We start from the raw sequence: 21759 nt of genomic DNA on the forward strand, positions 1-21759 counted from the left end.
GCGTCGTTTGCGGTTTTTCGCGTTACATCCTCGCATGGACATCGGCCGCCGCCATATCCTCGGAGCTTCCGCCGCCGGCGTTGCCGGCGCGCTGGGGATGCCGCCGGACGCCGCGCGCGCTGCTCCGCTGACATCGACGCTCGGGCGCGACGCGACGCATTCTGGCGTAAAGCCGAATTCACCGGACGACCAGACCCGCGCGCTGCAACGAGCGATCGACGAGGCGGCCCGCGCCAACGCGCCGCTCGCGCTGCCGCCCGGCGTCTATCGGACCGGGGCGCTGCGGCTCGCCAACGGCTCGCAACTTATCGGCGTGCGCGGCGCGACCACGCTGATGTTCACGGGCGGCACATCGCTGCTGACGAGTGAGGGCGCCGACCATATCGGGATCAGCAATCTCACGCTTGCCGGCGGCGGCATTCCCCTGCCCGAGCGGCGCGGCCTGGTCCATTGCCTTGGCGGGCGCGACCTGCGGATTGTACATTGCGAAATCACCGGCAGCGGCCGCAACGGCATCTGGCTCGAGAACGCCGCGGGCGAGATCTGCGGCAACATCATCGAGAAAACCGCGACCACCGCGATCGTCTCGTTCGACGCGCTCGGGCTGACGGTTGCACGCAACACCATTCTCGACGCCAACGACAACGGCATCGAGATCCTGCGCACCGCGATCGGCGACGACGGCTCGATCGTCACCGGCAACCGGATCGAACATATCAAGGCCGGCCCCGGCGGCTCCGGCCAGCACGGCAACGCCATCAACGCCTTCCGTGCCGGCAACGTCATCGTCAGCGGCAACCGCATCAGCGATTGCGACTACTCGGCCGTGCGCGGCAACTCCGCCTCCAACATCCAGATCACCGGCAACAGCGTCAGCGGCGTGCGTGAGGTGGCGCTGTATTCAGAGTTCGCCTTCGAGGGCGCGGTGATCGCCAACAACACCGTGGACGGCGCCGCCGTCGGGGTCTCCGTCTGCAACTTCAACGAGGGTGGCAGGCTTGCGGTCGTGCAAGGCAACATCATCCGCAACCTGTTGCCGAAGCGCCCGATCGGCACCGCCCCCGACGACGATGCTGGCATCGGCATCTATGTCGAAGCCGATACATCCGTTATCGGCAACGTCATCGAGAACGCGCCGTCGTTCGGCATCGTGGCCGGCTGGGGCAAGTATCTGCGCGACGTCGCGATCACCGGCAATATCATCCGCAAGACCTTCATCGGCATCGGCGTTTCGGTGGTGGACGGCGCCGGAACGGCGCTAGTGGGCAACAACGTAATTTCGGATGCGCCGCGCGGCGCGGTGGTCGGCCTCGACCACGCCAGGCCGATGACACCGGACCTTGCCGCCGATGGCGCCGCCAAATACGCGCAGGTCGCGATCGGCACCAACCTGGTGCGTTGAATTCAGGCCGGCTCACATGAGCCCGCGTCCCTGAGGCAGGCTCTCGATTAAAGCTCCACCGAAGCGACCGCTACAGGGCGTTATAGCGCAGCATCGGATAGCGTTCCTGGAAAGTAAGCTGGCCGGACACGATAGCCGCCGACATTCCGGCACTCGATGCCGTTTGCTCTTCCGCCGGCGCGTCGTCGTTCGCCTCGACCAACGTATCTTCCGGCAGCGACACGATCGATGTCAGCGCCGCATGCACGGCCGCGGTTCCGAGCTGCCGGGCCGTCAACTGTCCAGGCTCATCCTGCGTGATGGGAGAGGTCTCCGCAGGCCGATCGAGGCGCGACCGATCGATCGTCTGATCGTCCGGCGTCGCCTCGCGCCGTGCCAGCGCTCGCCAGGTTTCGACGGCCGTCTTCGCCTCAATGACGTTTTCCATGAAGGCGTGCTCGGAATGAAAGCGGCGCCACCGTCCGCTTTCATAAAGTTCGATGAGATAGTCGAGCCGCTGTTCGGCGATCCTGCACCAGCGATCGAGGATGTGCTGAGCGTAGTCCTGAACATGCCTTTGGGCGAGCCCGGCGTCGTTTCGTTGAGTCATGGGACAGTCCGCAAGGGGGAGAACGGACGCAGACGCAACGAACGAATCATTCAAATGACTGTCGGATATTCTGTGGAAAACTTTGGCGAAGTCCAGCACTTTGTGGCACGAATATGACGCCGCCGGCACGGGTTTACACGGATGCGGTTGTCGCGGCGGTTCGGAAAGGTCGCTGAAACGAAGAGACCCGCCCGGGGGGACAACCGGGCGGGTCAAGCCATATGGGCGCTGGGGTGGATGGGCGCTCGCGCCTGATATAGCCTCGGGGGAGTTTTGGCTCCCTCATTGCTTGTGTCGTCGCGCCCGCGAAAAACGTTCAAGGCGGGCGTGAATTTTTTAACGATCTGGAAACACTGATTATTTCGCGGAAGGAGCCGCCACGGGCGGGTCCATGCTTGCCGGCGCGGGTAACGGCTCGCCCGCAGCGGGCTCAGTCTCGCCGGACGTCGCCGCGGCGGCATCGGATGCCGCGACGGCCGGCGCCGGATTGGACACGGCGATCACCGGCGCAGGTTTGTCCGCAGCGGAGACAGCGCCATCTGGCACGGCCTTCACTGCGCCGTACCCGTTCGCCTCGCCGGCCCCGAACAGGTCATCGCGGCCCGGCGCTCCCAGATCGCGGGCGCTGGTCGTCAGGATGGCGCGGACGTCGGCCGGCTTCAGCGCCGGATTGCGCTCCAGCACCAACGCAGCAAGACCGCTGACATAGGCGGCGGAGAACGAGGTGCCCGACGTCATCTGGTATTTTCCGCCGGGCGCGGGAAGGAAGATATCGACGCCGGGAGCCGCGACCGCGATATGGCTGCCGCGGTTGGAGGCGGCAAACAGACGGTCGTCGACATCGGTCGCGCTGACTGCGATCACACCGGCGTCGGCGGCCGGATAAAGCGGCGGCGATTTCGGACCTGCATTGCCGCTCGCGGCCACCATGACGATGCCCTTTGCCGCCACGGCTGCGATGCCGCGCGAGACCAGCGCATCCTTCGGGCCGGCAAAGCTCATGTTGACGATCTGCGCCCCGTGAGCAGCCGCGTAGTCCAGACTCCTGAGGATCGTGAACGACGTGCTCTCGGCAGCGCCCTGCGTCACGCCGAAAGCGCGGATCGCGAGAATCCTGGCGGCCGGCGCACTCCCCATCAGCCGCGCATGGGCGGCGATCGCGCCGGCGATGCCGGTGCCGTGCACGTGCGCCCCGGCCCTCGCATCGAGGGCATCGAAACTCCCGGCGATCGAGCCGGCCAGTTCAGGGTGATCGGCGTCGATCGCGGAATCGATCACCGCGACGATGATGCCTTTGCCGTGCGCCAGCGTATGCGCCTCCGGAAGCCTCAGCTTTGCCAGCGCATATTGCGCGGGGTCGCCTTCGGCGACCGCGGCCGCCGTGTTCTGATCCTGCAGGACGTAACGGAAATTCGGCTGCACCGAGCGGACGGCTGCATCGGCGCGCAATTCGGCCTGCACCTGCTCAACCGGACGCTGGCCGACGATGCGGAACAGGCTGACCGTGCTGCCGGTCAGCGGAAAATCCTGGGAGTTGATACGTTGAAGCCGGTGCCTTCGCGCCAACGCAGCGAGTTGTGCATCAGGCATGGCGGCGGTTTCGGCGACGATCTGGCCCGGCAGATAGTTGCGCTGCGCAGCAGTCTGTCGCGGGTCGCGGCGAGGTCCGCTGTTCTGATCCTGCGGCGGCGGACCATTGCCTCCGAGGTCGGCAACGAACGGACGGCCGTTGCATTCGCCGCTCATCAGGCCGTCGCCGCGCGCGCAAACCGGATAGGTGTTGGGCGTGTAGCGGATATAGGAGATGCCTGATGCGGTGACGGCGGTGACCGGCTTCCGTGGTTTCGGCTCGCGGTCAACGGTCTTGCGGCGCGGCGGACGCGACCGCCCGCCGTCGTTCGCCGGGGCGTCCTCTCGTTCGATGACACGGTAGGGAGCTTCGACATAGGGGGCTTCGATCACACTGAGCGGCAGTCCATAACCCAACCCGCCGTAACCCAGCCCGATGCCACGATGGCCCCAGCCCGGATGGTAGCCGCCACCCATCCCGCCGCGTCCGGCCGTTATGCCGTCGCGCGATCCGAACGCCGCAGCGCCTCTGGATCCTCCTTGCATGATGGTTTGCGCGTGAACTGTGAGAGCACCGAATCCCGCGAGCCCGCACAGACCCGTCACCGCGGCGAGCACGGCGCTCCATCTCGTTACGCTCGTCGCGCGCCGACGCATCGCCCGATCCTATTGAGCCGGAACGGCGAGATTGACGATCTTCTCACTCTGAAGCCTGCTGATCAGGTCGCCGGAGTCCTTCGGCGCCCTGCCGTCAAAACGCAACTGGAACAGGCCGCCTCTTGATACCGAAACGATCGTCGCCTGATAGGCATCGAGCAGCGCGCTGATATCTGACATGCGCGCGTCCGGTGCGAACCGCACCAGCACTTGCGGACTCGAGTCGGTGGCCAGTCCGCGGGTCATCGGTGTGTTTTCCGCACGATGCGACGCGGTCTGGAACGAATGGCCTCCGTCCCTCGCCAGCATCGCGGCGATCACGCCGGCCTGAAGCAGGACGACGAGCCCGCCGATCGCACCGCTTGCGGCCAGCATGCGCGGCGAAAGTCCCGCGAGGAATTGCGAGATCCGCGCCGACAGGCCGCGCGACATCGAAGCGCTGCGCACCGGCTCGGCATCGATCGCGGCAAACAGTTTTTGCATCGGACGAACAGACGGCGCGCCCAGACTTTCATTCAGCGAAATGGTTTCGACATACTCCTGCTGGATGACCGAATACTGCTTCGCGAGCGCCGGATCCCGCGCCAGCGCCTGCTCGACCCGACGCGCATCGCGGGCACTCAGCGTTCCGGCCGCGTGCCACGGCAGCAGGGCCTCGATGTCGTCAGGTCCAGCCTCAACGATCTTCTTGTTCGCCGCCATCATGGCCAACCTCGTTCTATGCCGGCTGCCTTCAGCAGACCGGCCAGCTTCTTGCGCGCATAGAATAGTCGCGTCTTCACCGTGTTCTCGGGAATCCCGACGATCTCGGCGACCTCTTCCACCGATTTCTCGTGGTAATAAACAAGATCGACGATTTCCCGGTGTTCCGCCGAAAGCCGCGTCAGGCACTCACGCAATGCGTTACTCGTATCCTTCTTCTGGACCGTCACTTCGGGATCGTCGGATTGATCCTCGATCGCGTTGGCGGCCTCATCGTCCAGTTCGGCATCCTTCCTGCGGCGCAGCGCCGACAGGGCCTTGAAGCGCGTAATGGCCAATAGCCATGTGGAGACGGCGGATCGGCCCTCGAACTTGCCGGCCTGGCGCCAGACATCGAGAAAGACCTCGCTGACAAGATCTTCCGCGACCTGTTCGTTTCTCACGAGCCTCAGTCCAAAACGAAAGACTCTGACGTGGTGCCGCCCATACAGCACCTGCATGGCGAGGCGGTCGCCTTGAGCGATCCGGGCGATCAGGGTCTCATCCGATGCCGCCTGTGCCGCACTCACTGGCCGTCTCGCAGAATTGGTCGGCGTTGCAGGGCTAAAGGTTCGACTGGCAAGGCAAATCTTCTCAAATTGTCGGCATCGGTGATCAGGCAGGCTTGTGGTCTGATTCTAACGTCTGCATCCCAGCGCGGGAGGATTTGTAAATGCGAGAGGACCACGAGCAATAAAATACAAGCCTGGCGGAGGATTTTGAATCTGGGTTCAGGCGATACGCCAGCGACGCGGGGTAGCATTCCACCAAGGTTGAGCCTGAATCAGCGGAAAGGGCAAGGCATCCGCCCTGCCCTGGAAGAGGATCACGATATAAAGCTGGCCTGACCGCGGGCCGTGAACCTCGCCTCCGCCCGGACAGGCGAAAATTCCCTTGCAGAAATAACCTGTTAACAATACCGCCACCTCTCCCCGCCAGCCAAAAGATACCAAACCTAAAGGCTTTTCCCGGTAGACTCCATCAAGCTGCGTCATCGACCGGCGCTTCTGATCTACGCTTACCCGTACCGTTCCGATCGCGATTCGGATCCAGGCGAAGAATGTCGCTGCGTACGATGTGGGAACTCTAGGATAGAGCCAATGGCTTCCAAATCGGCCGTCTCCTCCGCAAGTCTGCTCGACGAACTTCAGACTGTTCTCGCCCATGGCACCGTTGCGCGGCGGGTCGAAACGCTGCGGCGCGTCACCGACCTGTTCCTGAACAACGCGGTCGACTATTCCGACGAACAGATCACCGTCTTTGACGACGTGTTCAATTGCCTCATCCGCCATATCGAGACTTCGGCGAAAGCATTGCTCGCCAGACGTCTCGCTCCCATTGCCAAGGCTCCGCCGCAGATCATTCACGCGCTGGCCTTCGACGATCTGATCGAAATCGCCGCGCCCGTGCTGTCGTTGTCCGAACGGCTCGGTGACGATGCGCTGGTCGAGAACGCCCGCAGCAAGAGCCAGGCGCATCTGCTGGCCATTTCGACACGGAAAGTCCTGAGCGGCGCTGTCACCGATGTTCTGGTGGAGCGAGGCAACGACGAGGTCGTCAAAAGCACCGTCAACAATCCGGGCGCGGAATTCTCCGAGCAAGGTTTCACGCGCCTCGTCGCACGCGCCGAGGCCGACGACGACATCGCGATCTGCGTCGGAAAGCGGCGGCCGTCGATCCCACGTCATCATTATCTCAAGCTGATCGCAAAGGCCTCCGCCTCGGTGAAGGCCCGTCTCGCCGCGGCAAACCCGGACCGGGTGAACGATGTTTCGGTCGCCGTCAGCGAAGTGGCACAACGGGCGCGTTCGGCGCCGGCGGCCATCAGCGAGGATACGACCATTGCACACGGACTGGTCAGGTCTCTCTACGAAGACGGACGGCTCGATGAAAAAGAAGTTGCTTCATTTGCAAAAGCCGGGAAGTTCGACGAAACCAACGCCGCTATCGCCTGCCTCGCCAAAGTCTCGGTCGCCGTCGCCGAGAAAATGATGATCGAATCCAAAACCGAGGGCGTGCTCATTCTCGCGAAAGTCAGCGGGCTGTCCTGGCCGACCGTCAAAACCATCATCAACATGCGCAGGGATCTCGCGGATATCGAGGTGACGGATATCAATGCCGCGGAGCAGACCTACGAACGTCTGCGCCCTTCCACGGCGCAGCAGGTGCTGCGTTTTCACCGGACGCAGCAGGCGGCTGACGCCGGCTGACGTGCGCTGCCCCGGCGGCAATGCCATGGTTTCGCCACGGTCGTTGAAATTCCCTTTTTCTGCCCCTGTATGGCCACGCCCGGCGTTTCTTTTGTCGGCCGATCGGCTGACAAAACGGGGAGATTGCCATGAGCATCAAGGCCAGAGGACGCTCGGCGTTGATCATCGCAGCAGGGCTTTGTTTGGGTTTCGCAGGGCCGATGCGCGCGACCGACAGCGCGGCGGAACCGGCCAGTCTGGCCTCCCACGCTGAAAACGCCGGTGCACCGGTCAAGCTCACCAACCATAAGGCGCACAAGCGGCACGCACGAACGCGGAAACCGACCAAACCGGAAACGAAAGCCGATACGAAAGTTCACGCGGCGACAACCGCTCACGAGACGACGGCAACTGAGGACAGCGACAAGCAGACGCCGCTACCGCCGGCCGTCGCCGACGCGAATGCCAATGCCGAGATGCCCGGTGCCATCGAAGATTTGCCCAAGACCGAAGCGGGTGCACTCGCCAGCAGTGCCGGCCAGATGCTGTCCGCCAATCAGGGCGATTCCAAACCGCAAGCCGGCAATGCGAACTCCGCGACTGCCGCGGATATCGTTTCGCCCGACGAACTCAACGAAATCGACCGCGCCCTGACCGACGACAAGCCGGCTGAAGCTCACCTCGCGCTGGCGTCCATCGACGTCGCGCCACCCGCGAGCAGCGCCGACACCGCAGCACAGGCGGTGACGGCGAGCGATAACTCCACCTGGAATCACACCTCCCTGATCGGCAAGATCTTCATCGCCTTCGGCGGGCTGCTCACGCTCGGCTCCGCCGCGCGGATGTTCATGGCCTGATCTCGCGTTCGTGCCGCCCCGAAAGCCGGCCGATATTTCCATTCTTCCGCTGCCGCCGGTCCGTCGCTCTCGCCGGACCGGCGTTTTGTATCCGAGCCGCAGGCCGCGCAACGCAAACGCAGCCTTGCGGCGTCGCTTGACCGCGGGCACATTGCCAACCGACACACATCCGTCGCGGCATGCAGCGGGAGAAGCGGGATGGCCATGAGCACGTTCGAGCACATCGTCGTCGAGAGAAAGGACGCGGTCGGCATCATCAGGCTGAACCGGCCGAAAATGCTCAACGCACTGTCATTCGCGGTGTTTCGTGAAATCGCAACCGCGGTTGACGATTTCGAGGCCGACGACGGCGTCGGCTGCATCCTGATCACCGGCAACGAAAAGGCTTTCGCCGCCGGCGCCGACATCAAGGAGATGCAGCCGAAAAGCTTCATCGATATATTCAGCGAGGACTTCCAGACGATCGGCAGCAATCGCGTCGCCACCTGCAGCAAGCCGACCGTGGCGGCGGTAAGCGGCTATGCGCTCGGCGGCGGCTGCGAACTCGCCATGATGTGCGACATCATCATCGCTTCCGACACCGCGAAATTCGGCCAGCCCGAAATCACGCTCGGCACCATTCCCGGCATCGGCGGCACGCAGCGCCTGACCCGCGCCGTCGGCAAGGCCAAGGCGATGGATCTTTGCCTCACCGGTCGGATGATGGACGCGGCGGAAGCCGAGCGGTCGGGACTTGTGAGCCGCGTCGTACCCGTCGACAGACTGATGGACGAGGCGATCGACGCCGCCGAAAAGATCGCCTCGATGTCCCGTCCTGCCGCGGCGATGGCCAAAAGCGCCGTCAACCGCGCCTTCGAGACGACGCTGTCGGAAGGCATGAACGTCGAACGCGACCTGTTCCGCTCGACCTTCGCGCTGGAAGACCGCGCCGAAGGCATGGCGGCATTCGTCGAGAAGCGCAAGCCGGACAATAAAAACCGGTAGATTGTTCTCACCGATCAGTTGCCCCTGCACACGCGGGGGCAACGTCAGGCTCTAATGTCATGCGGGAGCTTGATACGCGTATCCATCAATCTTCATGATGATCTTTTTTTAGATGGATAGCAGATCGTCTGCGCGCTTCGCCCTTTAGCCAGGCCATGGCGACGGCTTATGTCCCGCGGCTGCGCTTCAGCGCGCCGTTGAGCAGCGCACGATAAAGCCTGTCCGAAAACCTGTTCGGGTGATCGAGGCCCATGCGCGCCAGCGCGGGCTGTATCGACGCATCGCCGGGGCGCAATCCTTCCATCAGCAAACCGGCGAGGGCCAATGGTGAGCGCGACGCGTCACGCAAGGATTCAAGCGCCGGGATCAGCCGCTGCTCCACCTCGGTGAAATCGCTGCCGAACGGAAACGCCGGCAGCAGACCAGCCGCCTGCGCGGGCCTCAGCGCGTCGGCAATACGCGCCGGCGTATTGTCGCAATGCGCCGCAGGAATCCGGTGATCGCGCGGCAGCTTTCCGGCGTCGACCGCCTGCCGCATGAGTTGGTCCTGGAAACGTGAATCCGCGACGTTGAGCATCGCGGCGATCACCTCGGCATCGGACTTGCCGCGCAGATCCGCCACGCCGTATTCGGTGACGACGATATCGCGCAGGTGGCGCGGGATGGTGGCATGACCATAGGACCAGCGGATGTTGGATACCACGCCGCGCTTCTCGCGCCGCGTCGATTCCAGCGTAAGGATCGAGCGCGCGCCTTCGAGCGCAAAGGCCTGCGCGACGAAATTGTACTGCCCGCCGACGCCGCTCACCACCTGACCGTTTTCGAGACCGTCGGAGATCGCGGCTCCCATCAAAGTCGCCATCATGGTGTTGTTGACGAAGCGCGCATCGACGCGGTCGCGACGCCTGGCGGCCTCGTCGCCGTAAAGTTCATTGGTGAAGGACACCGCCGTCATCTGGATGCGCGCGCGTTGCACAGGCGTCATCTCGCGCAAGGCGCGGTAGAACGATTGCGGCCCCAGAAAGAACGCGCCGTGCAGAACGGCGCCATCGACCTCGCGCCTGAGCACGCCGGCCTCGATCAGCCCGAGGAACGCCTCGAACACCATTTCGCTGACGCCATAAAGCCCGGCTGCGAACGGCGCGGTTTCTTTCATCGCGCTGTTCGGAGCGAGCCGCGCCGCGATGTCGCGAAAACGCGCACTATCACGGTGGCGAAGAATCAGGCTTTGCGCCAGCGCGTCACCGACCTGGCCGATGCCGATCTGCAACGTGCCGCCGTCCTTGATGAGCCCCGCCGCATGCAGGCCGATTGCGTATTTGGTATCCGACACAGGCTCGGACGGCGGCGCGAACAGCGGAAAATCGGTCTCGGGGCTGTCCAGGATGGCGCTGAATTCGCTTGCCGGGAGATCGCCCGCGCCGGGCATGAACGGCAGTTGCGAATTGACCTGCCCCACCAGCTTGAACGACGCCCGGCCGGCGGCGCGGGCGCGCAGGAGATCGAGCGTGGTGTCGGTGTTGCAGCTCAGACTGTAGCGCGTCTCGCCGTCCACGACGCGCTTGGCCACAAGCTGGGTGATGACGTTGAGGCCGCGGTCGAGGATATAGGATGCGGCGTGGGTGTAATTGGCGGCGATATAATGTTGCTGGGCATAGGCGTTGCGCAGCCACTTGCCCGCCAGAAAAAAGAATTCGGTGACCTTGATGTTCGGCGGCAGCTCGCCTTTGTGCAAGGCGGCGGCGTAATCGAGGTCGGGCCAGCCGCCGAACAGGCGCTCGATCACCGGTGCGATGAATCGCTTTTCCAACTCGCTTGAGGGCCGTGGTTTCTCCAACGTCAGCGCCGAGAAGAAAGTCAGGTCGAGATTGCGATCGGCTGCAGCACGCTGATAGAGCGCATTGATGATGTGATTGGCCTTGCCGAGCCCAAGCGGCAATCCCACCATCAGATGGGAGCCGACATCGCGAATGATGTCGTCGACAATCGCGGCGGGATCGGTGAAAATTTTGGGCATCAGCAAATAGTCTGCATATCGATCAAATTCGGCGCACTTTCCCGCCTTCCACGCCGCGGCTCTCGCCGCAACGATACTGGCGTCATTCGTTCAAATCCCGGGACAGCACCAGCCGGTCGCGGCGGCGCGCCCTTACGCCTTTAGCTTCGAGGCCGGCAACGATGGCGCTGCCGTGCGCCGTGTCCTGGGCCTCGATCACCAGTTCGACCTCGGTCATGTTGGCCGACAACGCGCTGAACAGACGCTGATGCTGCACCTCGACGATGTTGCCGCGGAGTTCCGCGATAATGCAGGCGAGTTCGGCGAGCGCGCCCGGCTTGTCGGATATCTCCACCACGAGGTCGATCAGCCGGCCGTCGCGCACCAGCCCGCGCATCAGCACATTGGCGAGTGTGCGCGTGTCGATATTGCCGCCGGAAATGATCAACCCGACTTTCCGTCCGACAAATCGGGCGGGATTGCTCATCAGCGCCGCGAGCGCAGCCGCGCCCGCGCCTTCCGTCACGGTCTTCTCGATCTCCAGCATCTGGATGACGGCCTTTTCGATCAGGCGTTCCGCCACCGTCATCACCTCGATGCCGTATTCGCGCAGGATCGCCAGCGGCAGCGCGCCGACGTCGCGCACCGCGATACCTTCGGCGATGGTCGCGCCGCCAACCGAGATCGGACGCCCGGCGAGATGCTGCGCCACGGCGGCGTAGGACTCCACCTCGACGCCGATGACCTCGACGGCCGACGTATGGTTCGCCGCCGCGATCGCGCAGCCCGCGACCAGTCCTCCGCCACCGACCGGCGTCAGGATACAGTCGAGCGTCGGCTGATCCTCCAGCATCTCGATCGCCACCGTGCCCTGCCCCGCGATCACGGCCGGATCGTTATAGGGATGGACAAAGACGAGATTTTCGTCCGCGGCCAGTTGCCGGGCAAAGGCGGCGGATTCCGCCAGAATCTCGCCCTCGAGCCGAACCCGCGCCCCGAGCTTTCTCGTCCGCGACACCTTCACGAACGGCGTCGACTTCGGCATCACGATGGTGGCGGCGATGCCGAGGTTGTGAGCGTGATAGGCGACGCCCTGGGCGTGGTTGCCGGCGGACATGGCGATGACGCCGCGGCGCGCCTCCTCAGGCGACAGCGTGAGCAGCTTGTTGGCCGCGCCACGTTCCTTGAAGGAGGCGACGAACTGCTGGTTTTCCAGTTTTAACCAGACCTCTGCGCCGCTGATATCGGACAGCGTGCGCGAATGGACCAGGGGCGTGCGGATCACCCGGCCGGCGAGACGGTCCGCGGCCGCCCGCAGATCCGCCACGCCGATGGATTTGCCGTGCTCTGCATCGCTCATACTTGTCCCTCGGTGAGTGGTCGAACGCGGGTTTATGCTACCTGCGGGAAATTCGAAACAGGTATCGTCAACGGCCTCGCCTTGTCCGCGCGAGGTGAAGATCATGGAAAATGGCGGTCCGGGCCAGATTCTCGGAGACCGTCGGCTATCGCCGCTGACCGAAGCCCTGATTTCGCGCAAAAAACATACCGGCGCATTAATATTTGCGATTGCTGCGGCCACAACAGCCGGCACCGGGAGACCCTCCTCCGCCGGGACCGGCGCGGCGCGTGACAAACCGTCTCGGCTTCGTCCATGATTTGCGCCGAACGCAAGGAGCTCGAATGTCCGCCATTGATCCTCTGACTGCTGCGGGTGTCGTCCTGGCCACCGCGGCGACCGATGCCGTCTATGTGATGTTCACCTCTGCCGTGGTGGCGCGACGGCGGGTGCCGGCGGCGACCTGGAGCAGCGTCTGGTATCTGCTTTCGTCCTTCGCGGTGATCAGCTATACCGAAAATTGGGTCTATGTCGCCTTCGCGGCGGTCGGCTCCTGGCTCGGCGCCTTCGCGACCATCACCTTCCTGCACCGCCCGCCCGGGGGGCCGCCGGTCGGCGCGTCGGTGGAGTGAAGAGAGCACAATGATCTACGAAATCGCCGATCGTTTTTGTCGTCATTCCGGGACGCGTCGAAGACGCGAACCCGGAATCCGATGCGCAATTGCGCATCTGTGATCGCCGCTAAGGCGGCGTCCGGAATGACGTGGGGAGGCTTTCAATGAAAATCGCGCGAGCGCGGCAGGATGCGCACATCGCGCGGATGGCGGGTGCGTTGCGCGGGATTGTCGGGATGATCGCGACGATCATCGTTGAGCGGCTCGGCCGGTGCAGCCGGCGACGGCAGCGGATGTGAGACAAGCGCGTCGTTCGCCAGATGCATCAGCTCAGCGGAGCGATCGGTCAGTTTATCCGCGACCAGATGCACGACCTGCTCCGGGCTACTCTGGATAGTGCCCTCCACTTCGATCAGCCGCGCGCCCATCACCTCCTTGCGATAACGCTCCATGATTTTTGGCCACACCACGATATTGGCGATACCGGTCTCGTCCTCCAGCGTCATGAACACGACGCCCTTGGAACTGCCCGGCCGCTGCCGCACCAGCACGACACCCACGCATTTGACGCGGCGCTTATCGTTGGCATGCGAGACCTCCGCGCAACTCACCACGCGCTCGCGAGTGAACATCGCGCGCAAAAACTCCATCGGGTGCCCCTTCAGCGACAGCCGCACGGTCTGATAATCGGCGACCACCTGCTCCGGCAGCGGCATTTCGGGCAGCGGCGCGGCATGTTCGTCCGGCAGTTCGCGCGCGACGGCGCTTTCGAACAACGGCAGCGGCACATCGTCCGGAAGGCGGCGCACCGCCCACAGCGCCGCGCGGCGGTCAAACCCGAGCGAGCGGAAGGCATCGGCATCGGCCAGCAGGATCAGCGCGCGCTTCGGCAGTTTCGTATCGCGGGCGAAATCCTCGATGGAGGTGAAGGACCGGCGTTGCCGCGCGGCGACAATCCGCTCGCCCCAGTCGTCAGATGTCAACGAAGAAGAAGATAACTGTTCTTGAGACGGCGGGTTTGAAGCCCCAATCCACGCATTGCCTGCTCTCTCCCCCCTTGTGGGGGAAAGGTGAAGAGAGGGGTATCTCAAGCACTGGTCTTGTAGCTTACCCCTCTCCCTGACCCTCTCCCACAAGGGGATCGGGAACAACTTTTCATCGGCCACCTGCTGCTTGCCTCTCTCCTCATCCGGATCGACCCACTTGAATCCGTCGATCTGGCGGAAGCCGAGCCGCACCGCGTGATGCGCGCCCGCGCGCTCCTCCAGAGTGTTCTGCGAATGGCTGAACGAAACATCGATGGGCCGCACCTCGACGCCGTTCTTTTTGGCATCTCCCACGATCTGCGCCGGCGCATAAAAACCCATCGGCTGCGAATTCAGCAAGGAGCAGCAAAACGCGTCGGGATGGAAATGCTTCAGCCACGACGAGACGTAAACAAGTTGCGCAAAGCTCGCCGCATGGCTTTCCGGAAAGCCATAGGAGCCGAATCCCTTGATCTGCTCGAAACAGTTTTTCGCGAACACGGGATCGTAGCCGCGCGCGATCATGCTGTTGACCATCTTCTCCTGAAAGGAGCCGATGGTGCCTACGTTGCGGAACGTCGCCATGGCGCGACGTAACCCATTCGCCTCTTCCGAGGTGAATTTCGCGGCGACGATGGCGATGCGCATCGCCTGTTCCTGAAACAGCGGCACGCCCAGCGTGCGCTTCAGAACATTCCGTAGTTCATTCTTGTCGCCGCCTTTCGGATAGGGATAGTCGATCTTGTCGGAATCCATGGCGCGCCGCTTCAGGTAGGGGTGCACCATGTCGCCCTGGATCGGGCCGGGACGGACGATGGCGACCTCGATGACGAGATCGTAGAACGTGCGCGGCCTCAAGCGCGGCAGCATGTTCATCTGCGCCCGGCTCTCGACCTGGAATACGCCGATGGATTCGCCACGACACAGCATATCGTAGACCGGCTTCTCATCCTGCGGGATCGTCGCCAACTCCCATCGCTCACCCTTGTGATCCGCGATCAGGTCAAAACATTTGCGGATGCAGGTCAGCATGCCGAGCGCCAGCACGTCGACCTTCATCATCCGTAATGTATCGACATCGTCCTTGTCCCACTCGATGAAGGTGCGGTCATCCATCGCCGCATTCCCGATCGGAACGTAAGTGTCGAGCCGGTCCTGCGTCAGCACGTAGCCGCCGATATGCTGCGACAGGTGACGCGGAAAGCCGATCAACTCGGTGGCGAGTTCGACGGCGCGGCGCACCATCGGGTTTTGCGGATCGAATCCGGCCTGCCTGACCTGCATGTCGCTGACGTCGTCGCCCCAGCTTCCCCAGACCGTATCCGCGAGCGCCGCCGTCACATCCTCGGTCAGGCCCAGCGCCTTGCCGACATCGCGAATGGCGCTGCGCGGCCGATAGCGGATGACGGTGGCGATGATCGCGGCGCGGTGACGGCCGTAGCGGCGATAGACATACTGCATGACCTCCTCGCGGCGCGAATGCTCGAAATCGACGTCGATATCGGGCGGCTCCAGCCGCTCCTTGGAAATAAAACGTTCGAACAGCAGGTCGACCTTAGTGGGATCGACGGAGGTAATGCCGAGCACGTAACAGACTGCCGAATTCGCCGCCGAGCCGCGCCCCTGGCACAGGATGTTCTGCGCGCGCGCCCAGTGCACGATGTCATGCACGGTGAGAAAGTAATGGGCGTAGTTGAGTTCAGCGATCAGGTCCAATTCCTTGCGGAGAACCGTTTTCAGATCTTCATCCGCACCTTCCGGAAAATATTTTTCGACACCTGCCCACGTGAGATCCTCCAGATGACGCTGCGCCGTCTTGCCCGGCGGCACCGGCTCGTCGGGATACTGGTATTTGAGCTGGTCGAGCGAAAATTCGATGCGCGAGGCGAACGCCACGGTTTCGGCGATCGCCTCTGGAATATCGCGAAACAGCAGCGCCATCTCATGTACCGGCTTCAGATGCCGCTCGGCGTTGACTTCCAGCTTGCACCCGATGGCATCGATGACAGTCTTTTCGCGGATGCAGGTCAGCACATCCTGCAAGGGACGCCGCGCGGAATGATGATACAGCACCTCGTTGGTTGCGAGCAGCGGCACGCGCGCGGTGGTCGCGATCCGGTGCAATCGCAGCAGGCGGCGACGGTCGTCGCCGCGATAGAGCAGGCTTGCCGCGAGCCAGACGCCATCCGCGCTGCTCTGCCGCAATCGCTCCAGCGCTTTAAGCGCGGCCACTGCCTCGAAGCGATGCGGCAACGCCAGCACGAGAAGCTGGCCTTCGGCAAACTCCAGCAAATCATCCAATGTCAGGTGACATTCGCCCTTCTCCGCCCCCAGCTTGCCTTTGCTGAGCAACTGACAGAGTCGGCCATAAGCATTGCGATCGCTGGGATAGACAAGAATGTCTGGCGCCCCATCGATGAACACGAGACGCGAACCGACGAGCAGTCTTGGCTTGTGGTGAACTTTGGGATTTTGCAGCTCGGTATAAGCACGCACCACGCCCGCCAGCGTATTGCGATCGGCAATGCCAATCATCGGAAGGCGCAATTCGCTCGCCTGATGCACATATTCCTGCGGATGCGAACCGCCATACAGAAACGAGAAGTTGGTCATGATGCCGATTTCGGCAAAGGCCGGACTATCGCGCGGATGCTTCATGCGAACAGCCCGTGCAGGAACCAGCGGAACGTCTGGACTTCACGCCCGTAAATTCCTTCGCGATAAAGCCAATAACGTACGCCTTCCCTATCCTCGGCACGAAAATAATCACGCGTCAGCGTGCTGCTGTCGGCGCGGGCGACTGCCACCTCGCCCTGTGGCGGATGCAGGCGCATGAATTCATCGTCAGGTTCAGGCGACAAGGACTGCTCGCAGCGATTCCACCATTCCATGGCGATGCGTTCGGGTCCTTCGACGTGTGCAATGAGACACTGGCGATGACGCCATTTGAACTGCGCCGGCGGTCCATCCGGAAACATCGCCGTCACATCGATCGGCTCCGGTGGCGCAAACATGCGCAGCGGCCGCAGCGGCGGCTCACCCTCGATACGCTCCAACCATTCGGCACGCATGGCCGCCGCAAGATGCTGTTGCGCCGGCACCGGGAGCGACGCGCGCTCCGGAATGTGGGTGTTCTGCGGCAGGTGCACGACGACGCGATGACTGCCGATGCGGGCGGCAAGACGATCGACCAGCGCCGCCACCTCGTCATTGTCCCTGACATGTGTGTCGAGGTCGCGCTGCTCCTGTATCACGAGATCGGTCCGGACGGCGGACAGCCGCACCATATCGAAACCGAAGCCGGGGTCGAGCGGATCGGCCAACGCGTCGAGCCGCTCGCGGAACAAACGATCGATGGTCTCGCCGCGCGTGACCGGACGTCCGGTCTCGACAGCAATGACGCGCACCGCGCCGTCGGTGCGGAAAAAACCTGCTTCCAGCCGCCGCGCTCCCTTGCCCTGTTTTTCCATCGCGGCGATGAGCGTGCGCGCAAGGCTCGCCAGCGTCATCGCGATCGCGCCGTCGGTGGCGATCGGCTCGGCGAAGCGTTTCTCGACGATAAAATCCGGCAGCGGCTTGCGCGGGTTGATCGGCGCGTCGCTTTGCCCCAGCGTCTGTTCCAGAAGCACAGTGAAAGTCGATCCGAACCGCGCCGCGATCTCGTGGCGGCCGCGCGCGGCGACATCGCCGATGGTTTTCAGCCCGGCGCGGCGCAGCCCGCGCGTGATCGCATCATCCGCGCCGAGCGTGAACACCGGCAGCGCCGCAACCGCTCGGGCCTCCTTGCCGGGCGCAACGATCCGGCCATGGGTATGACGCGTCAGCGCCCGCGCGCAGGCCGGCGTGCCGGCGATCGCCGCGCTGACGACAAAACCCTGCCGCGTCAGCGCGCCGCACAGCGCATTCATCAGCGCCGCCTCGCCGCCGAACAGATGCGCGCAGCCGGTGATGTCCAGAAGCAGACCCTGCGGCGGATCGAGCGCCACCAGCGGCGTGAAGCGGTCGCACCAGTCGGCGATATCGTTCAGGATTTTGGCGTCGGCCATCTCATCGGCGTCGAACACGTCGATGCCGGGGCAGATCGCGCGGGCATTGGCCAGCGGCAACCCGACCGCGAGACCGATCCGCGCGGCCGCGTCATCCAGCGCGGCGATGACCAGCGCGTTGTTCTGTTTGGCGACGACGATGCGGGGAAATCTCTTCTCCATAATGGTCGGGCTTAATTGCGAACCACGACAGGCTTCAACCAGTCCGTCGGAGCGCAACAACTCGCGCACGATCCGGTCGGTCGGCAGACGCGGAAGCCACAGGCTGAGGATGCGTCTGCGCGCCACGGATCGAGACGTCACGGAAGAGGCACTCATCACATTTCCACTCCATGATCCATTGGCCGGTCTGGCCATGACGGTTGCGGACAAGCCGCGTCTCAAGCACGGGTGCGCCCCATGCCTGCCACGCCTCGCATGGCGGCGAGCGCGCCGGGCGCACGATCCATCGTGTCTCCGCCGTCGAAGGCAATAGCGTTGCAGCCACCCGCAGCAGCAGCCCGGTGACTCCGGAGGCCCGCGCCGCCAGCGTCAGCCTGCGGCTCGCGACGAGATCGAGCAGACGCGTCTCGCCCCATATCTCCATGACCACGGCGCCGAGCGCATCGCAGGCCAGCGCATCGGCCGCCGTCCGCAACGCGTTCTCCACATCTGATGCATGGACCGTCACCAACAGACACGGATCGAGACCGAGTTCGCGCCATCCGCGCATCGACAGCGCACCGGATTCGCGCGCGGCAAAATCCTGCCGTACCCAGAGCAGCGGCCGGTTTGCGCATACCCGCTGCGCAAGGCCCGCGATGAAGCCGCTCGCCGCCGCGCTGTGTCGTCCTTCCGCGAACACCTCATGCATCGCGCCACGCGCCAGCCCACCCTGCAGCACGGCATCCGCCTCTTCATGACCGAGCGCGGCCCGGCCCGGCATTCCGCCGCCGCGACCGGCCTCGATGCGCGCGATGCGGTCGCGCAGACGCGCAAGCGTCTCTGCGCTGCTTCGGTTTCCAGTCATGATCGCAATCCGCTCGTGACAATGAACTCGCGGCGGAGTAAATTGTTCCCGTTATGTTCTATAATAAGCTTATCAGGCAACCGGGAGTCAACCAGCTTTTCGCGCACGATTTTTGCTTACGAATCCAAAGGCATCAAAGGAACGCCGGTCAGCGCCGGGCATTGCCTCAGAGGTTTCAGTGACAAACCCGACAGCGGAGACGCCCATGACCGCCTCGCCTCTCTCCCTGCCGCGTCTGCGCGAAGAAGCCGCCGGATGCCGCGCCTGTCCTCTCTGGAAGAACGCGACGCAGACCGTGTTCGGCGAAGGACCGGCGCCCGCGCCGATCATGCTGGTGGGCGAGCAGCCCGGCGACAAGGAAGACCTCGCGGGGAAACCCTTCGTCGGACCCGCCGGCCAGATGCTCGACCGCGCGCTGAAAGAAGCCGGCATCGATCGCGGAAAGGTCTACGTGACGAACGCTGTGAAGCATTTCAAGTTCGTGCCGCGCGGCAAGGTCCGGCTGCACCAGAAACCCAACACGGCTGAGATCAGAGCCTGCCGCCAGTGGTATGAACGCGAACTCGCCACCGTCAATCCCACGCTCGTGGTGGCGATGGGCGCGACCGCAGCGCAAAGCGTTTTCGGCAAGATCACGCCGATCAATAAGAACCGCGGTCGGCTGATCGAGACGAACGACGGGCACAAGGCGCTGGTGACGGTCCACCCGTCCTATCTCCTGCGGCTGCCGGAGGAGGACGCGAGAGCGCGCGAATATGAACGTTTTGTCGATGACCTGAAAATCGCCGCAACGCAACTGCGCCGCGACAAGGCGGCGTGAAGCAGATCGACCCGTCATCGGCAGCCCTAGAGTCTTTCACCGTTTCATGGAAACAGTGAAAGACTCTAGGCTCTTGATTTGACCGTTTTCTTCACGCGAACCGGTTTCCACTTCGCTCGAAAACGCTATAGCCGCCGATGACGGACTTCTCGAAAAATCAGGCAGCCAACGCCTCGGAGTTGACACCGGCTTCGGCCAGCGCCGTCAGATCCTTGTCGGTCTTGCGCTCCTGCTGCAGCGTTTCATCGATCAGCTTGACGGCGTCCTTCATGCCAAGCCGGACCGCCCACGCCTTCATGGTTCCGTAGCGCGCCATCTCGTAATGTTCCACCGCCTGCGCCGCGGCGAGCAGCCCAGCGTCCAGCGCCTCGGTGCCCTTGTATTCTTCCATGACTTCCTTCCCCTCCTCAAGAAGGCCGAGGATGGCATCGCAGGTCTTGCCCTTGGCCGGCTTTTCGATCAGTTCGAAAATACGTTCCAGGCGCTCGACCTGGCCTTCGGTCTCGTCATGGTGTTTTTCGAAGGCTGCCCGCAGTTTGTCGGATGTCGCCGCCTTCGCCATCTTGGGCAGCGCTTTCAGGATCTGCTTTTCGGCGAAGTAGATGTCCTTGAGCTGATCAAGGAACAGGTCGTGAAGGTCCTTCTCTTTCGTCATTGTAGCCTCGCGCGGTTGGAGGGGAAATTCCCGCTTCCTAACGCGACGTGAGGGGCTATGTTCCTGGAGCCTTGCAATAGCGATCCCTCAGGCAGCGAGCATGTTCTCGACCAGCCTGATCCAGTACGAGGTGCCGTAGACGATGGCATCGTCGTTGAAGTTGTAGGCTGGATGATGCAGGCCCGCGCTGTCGCCATTGCCGACAAAGATGAAAGCGCCGGGCCGGGCTTCCAGCATGTAGGCGAAATCCTCCGCGCCCATCATCGGCGGGGTCTCATGCACGTTGCTTTCGCCGGCGATTTCCCTCGCGACCTTCATCGCCGTTTCGGTCTGCCGGACGTGATTGACCGTGACCGGATAGCCGCGCCCGAACCTGACATCGATCCTCGTTCCGGTCGTCAGCGCCACGCCGGCGGCAACCTCGCGTATCCGCTTCTCCATCTGGTCGCGCACGTCGGCCTTCAGGGTTCGGACGGTCCCGCCGAGTTCGACGGTCTGCGGAATCACGTTGCGGGTGTTGCCGGCATGGAACTCGCACACCGAGATGACCGCCGATTCCAGCGGATCGACGTTACGCGACACGATCGATTGCAGGGCGACGACAAGCTGCGATCCGGCCAGCACCGGATCGATGCAGAGATGCGGCCGCGCAGCGTGGCCGCCATGACCCTCGATCCGGAAATCGACGGCATCGGTCGCCGCCATGATCGGGCCCGGCCGGATGGCGAAGGAACCGAGCGGGACGCCCGGAAGGTTATGCATGCCGTAGACCTGATCGATCCTGAAACGGTCCATCAAACCGTCCTTGATCATCGCAGCAGCACCGGCGCCGCCCTCCTCGGCCGGCTGGAAGATCACGACGGCCTCGCCGGCGAAATTCCGCGTCTCCGCGAGATAGCGCGCGGCGCCGAGCAGCATCGCGGTGTGGCCGTCATGGCCGCAGGCGTGCATCTTGCCGGGCGTCTTCGAGGCGTAAGGCAGGTTGGTTTCCTCGTGAATCGGCAGCGCATCCATGTCGGCGCGCAGGCCGATCACCCCGACCGCACCATCGGCGGCAGGCTTCCTGCCCTTGATGACGCCGACGACGCCGGTCCGGCCGAGCCCGGTCGCAACCTCGTCGCAGCCGAACTCCCGCAAGCGGTCCGCCACGAACGCCGCGGTGCGGCGCACGTCGTACAGCAGTTCCGGATGCTCGTGGATGTCCCGACGCCAGTCGGCGATATCGGATTGCAGATCGGCAACGCGGTTGACGATGGGCATGGCGGGG

The 21759-nt window shown here is 63.6% G+C and carries 17 protein-coding genes and 1 pseudogene; 6 read left to right on the top strand and 12 right to left on the bottom strand.

From position 1 onward, the window contains the following. The first annotated feature begins 34 nt into the window (after positions 1-34). The gene (locus tag ACS3WB_RS07950) at positions 35-1402 is read left to right on the top strand and encodes a TIGR03808 family TAT-translocated repetitive protein (RefSeq protein WP_438275024.1); all 1368 of its coding nucleotides are present in this window, start codon (positions 35-37) and stop codon (positions 1400-1402) included. A 70-nt stretch (positions 1403-1472) separates the two neighbouring features. Here ACS3WB_RS07950 and ACS3WB_RS07955 read toward each other — a convergent pair whose 3' ends face one another. From ACS3WB_RS07955 to ACS3WB_RS07975, 5 genes are all read right to left on the bottom strand, one after another. Then, complete coding sequence (locus ACS3WB_RS07955) at positions 1473-1991, bottom strand: TIGR03809 family protein (RefSeq protein ID WP_438275025.1); 519 nt, start codon at positions 1989-1991, stop codon at positions 1473-1475. A 357-nt stretch (positions 1992-2348) separates the two neighbouring features. Further along, entirely contained in the window at positions 2349-4217 is a 1869-nt protein-coding gene (locus tag ACS3WB_RS07960) for a S8 family serine peptidase (RefSeq protein WP_438275026.1), read from the bottom strand. Positions 4218-4226: 9 nt separating this feature from the next. Next, positions 4227-4922: a hypothetical protein gene (locus tag ACS3WB_RS07965; RefSeq protein WP_438275027.1), complete on the bottom strand. Its 696-nt coding sequence runs from the start codon at positions 4920-4922 to the stop codon at positions 4227-4229. After that, entirely contained in the window at positions 4919-5488 is a 570-nt protein-coding gene (locus ACS3WB_RS07970; RefSeq protein ID WP_438275028.1) for a sigma-70 family RNA polymerase sigma factor, read from the bottom strand. Before ACS3WB_RS07970 ends, ACS3WB_RS07965 begins: the two co-directional genes overlap by 4 nt. A 201-nt stretch (positions 5489-5689) precedes the next feature. Further along, complete coding sequence (locus ACS3WB_RS07975; RefSeq protein WP_438275029.1) at positions 5690-5953, bottom strand: hypothetical protein; 264 nt, start codon at positions 5951-5953, stop codon at positions 5690-5692. 105 nt (positions 5954-6058) lie between these two features. Between ACS3WB_RS07975 and ACS3WB_RS07980 the strand changes: the two genes are divergently transcribed. From ACS3WB_RS07980 to ACS3WB_RS07990, 3 genes are all read left to right on the top strand, one after another. Beyond that, positions 6059-7168: a DUF2336 domain-containing protein gene (locus ACS3WB_RS07980; RefSeq protein WP_438275030.1), complete on the top strand. Its 1110-nt coding sequence runs from the start codon at positions 6059-6061 to the stop codon at positions 7166-7168. A 128-nt stretch (positions 7169-7296) separates the two neighbouring features. Next, on the top strand, positions 7297-8004 hold the full coding sequence (locus ACS3WB_RS07985; RefSeq protein WP_438275031.1) for a hypothetical protein: 708 nt from the start codon (positions 7297-7299) through the stop codon (positions 8002-8004). A gap of 204 nt (positions 8005-8208) precedes the next feature. Continuing rightward, complete coding sequence (locus ACS3WB_RS07990) at positions 8209-8988, top strand: enoyl-CoA hydratase (protein ID WP_438275079.1); 780 nt, start codon at positions 8209-8211, stop codon at positions 8986-8988. A gap of 166 nt (positions 8989-9154) precedes the next feature. Here the strand turns inward: ACS3WB_RS07990 and ACS3WB_RS07995 are convergent, their stop codons facing one another. After that, positions 9155-11005 (bottom strand): acetyl-CoA hydrolase/transferase C-terminal domain-containing protein, encoded by a 1851-nt coding sequence (locus tag ACS3WB_RS07995; protein ID WP_438275032.1) that lies wholly within the window; start codon positions 11003-11005, stop codon positions 9155-9157. Positions 11006-11087: 82 nt separating this feature from the next. After that, positions 11088-12344: a threonine ammonia-lyase gene (locus tag ACS3WB_RS08000; RefSeq protein WP_438275033.1), complete on the bottom strand. Its 1257-nt coding sequence runs from the start codon at positions 12342-12344 to the stop codon at positions 11088-11090. A 323-nt stretch (positions 12345-12667) separates the two neighbouring features. Here ACS3WB_RS08000 and ACS3WB_RS08005 point away from each other — a divergent pair, with 323 nt between their 5' ends. Then, positions 12668-12955, top strand: a complete 288-nt coding sequence (locus ACS3WB_RS08005; RefSeq protein WP_011511110.1) for a hypothetical protein — start codon at positions 12668-12670, stop codon at positions 12953-12955. Positions 12956-13098: 143 nt separating this feature from the next. On the opposite strand, the gene ACS3WB_RS08010 is transcribed toward ACS3WB_RS08005, so the two are convergent. The 3 genes from ACS3WB_RS08010 to ACS3WB_RS08020 are packed head-to-tail and all read right to left on the bottom strand — an operon-like array spanning position 13099 to position 19017. Beyond that, positions 13099-16620, bottom strand: a complete 3522-nt coding sequence (locus ACS3WB_RS08010; RefSeq protein ID WP_438275034.1) for an error-prone DNA polymerase — start codon at positions 16618-16620, stop codon at positions 13099-13101. Next, entirely contained in the window at positions 16617-18311 is a 1695-nt protein-coding gene (locus tag ACS3WB_RS08015; RefSeq protein ID WP_438275080.1) for a Y-family DNA polymerase, read from the bottom strand. Before ACS3WB_RS08015 ends, ACS3WB_RS08010 begins: the two co-directional genes overlap by 4 nt. Next, positions 18205-19017: an ImuA family protein gene (locus ACS3WB_RS08020; RefSeq protein WP_438275035.1), complete on the bottom strand. Its 813-nt coding sequence runs from the start codon at positions 19015-19017 to the stop codon at positions 18205-18207. Before ACS3WB_RS08020 ends, ACS3WB_RS08015 begins: the two co-directional genes overlap by 107 nt. A gap of 196 nt (positions 19018-19213) precedes the next feature. Here ACS3WB_RS08020 and ACS3WB_RS08025 point away from each other — a divergent pair. Next, a pseudogene (locus tag ACS3WB_RS08025) lies at positions 19214-19837 on the top strand (UdgX family uracil-DNA binding protein); the annotation flags it as partial. Between the two features lie 157 nt (positions 19838-19994). On the opposite strand, the gene ACS3WB_RS08030 reads toward ACS3WB_RS08025, so the two are convergent. Then, a complete protein-coding gene (locus tag ACS3WB_RS08030) occupies positions 19995-20492 on the bottom strand; it encodes a ferritin-like domain-containing protein (RefSeq protein ID WP_438275036.1) in 498 nt (165 codons plus the stop codon). An 87-nt stretch (positions 20493-20579) separates the two neighbouring features. Next, positions 20580-21752, bottom strand: coding sequence for a M20 aminoacylase family protein (locus tag ACS3WB_RS08035; protein WP_438275037.1), 1173 nt, complete (start codon positions 21750-21752; stop codon positions 20580-20582). Positions 21753-21759: the final 7 nt, after the last annotated feature.

Source organism: Nitrobacter sp. (assembly GCF_051535215.1).
Classification (GTDB): Bacteria; Pseudomonadota; Alphaproteobacteria; order Rhizobiales; family Xanthobacteraceae; genus Nitrobacter.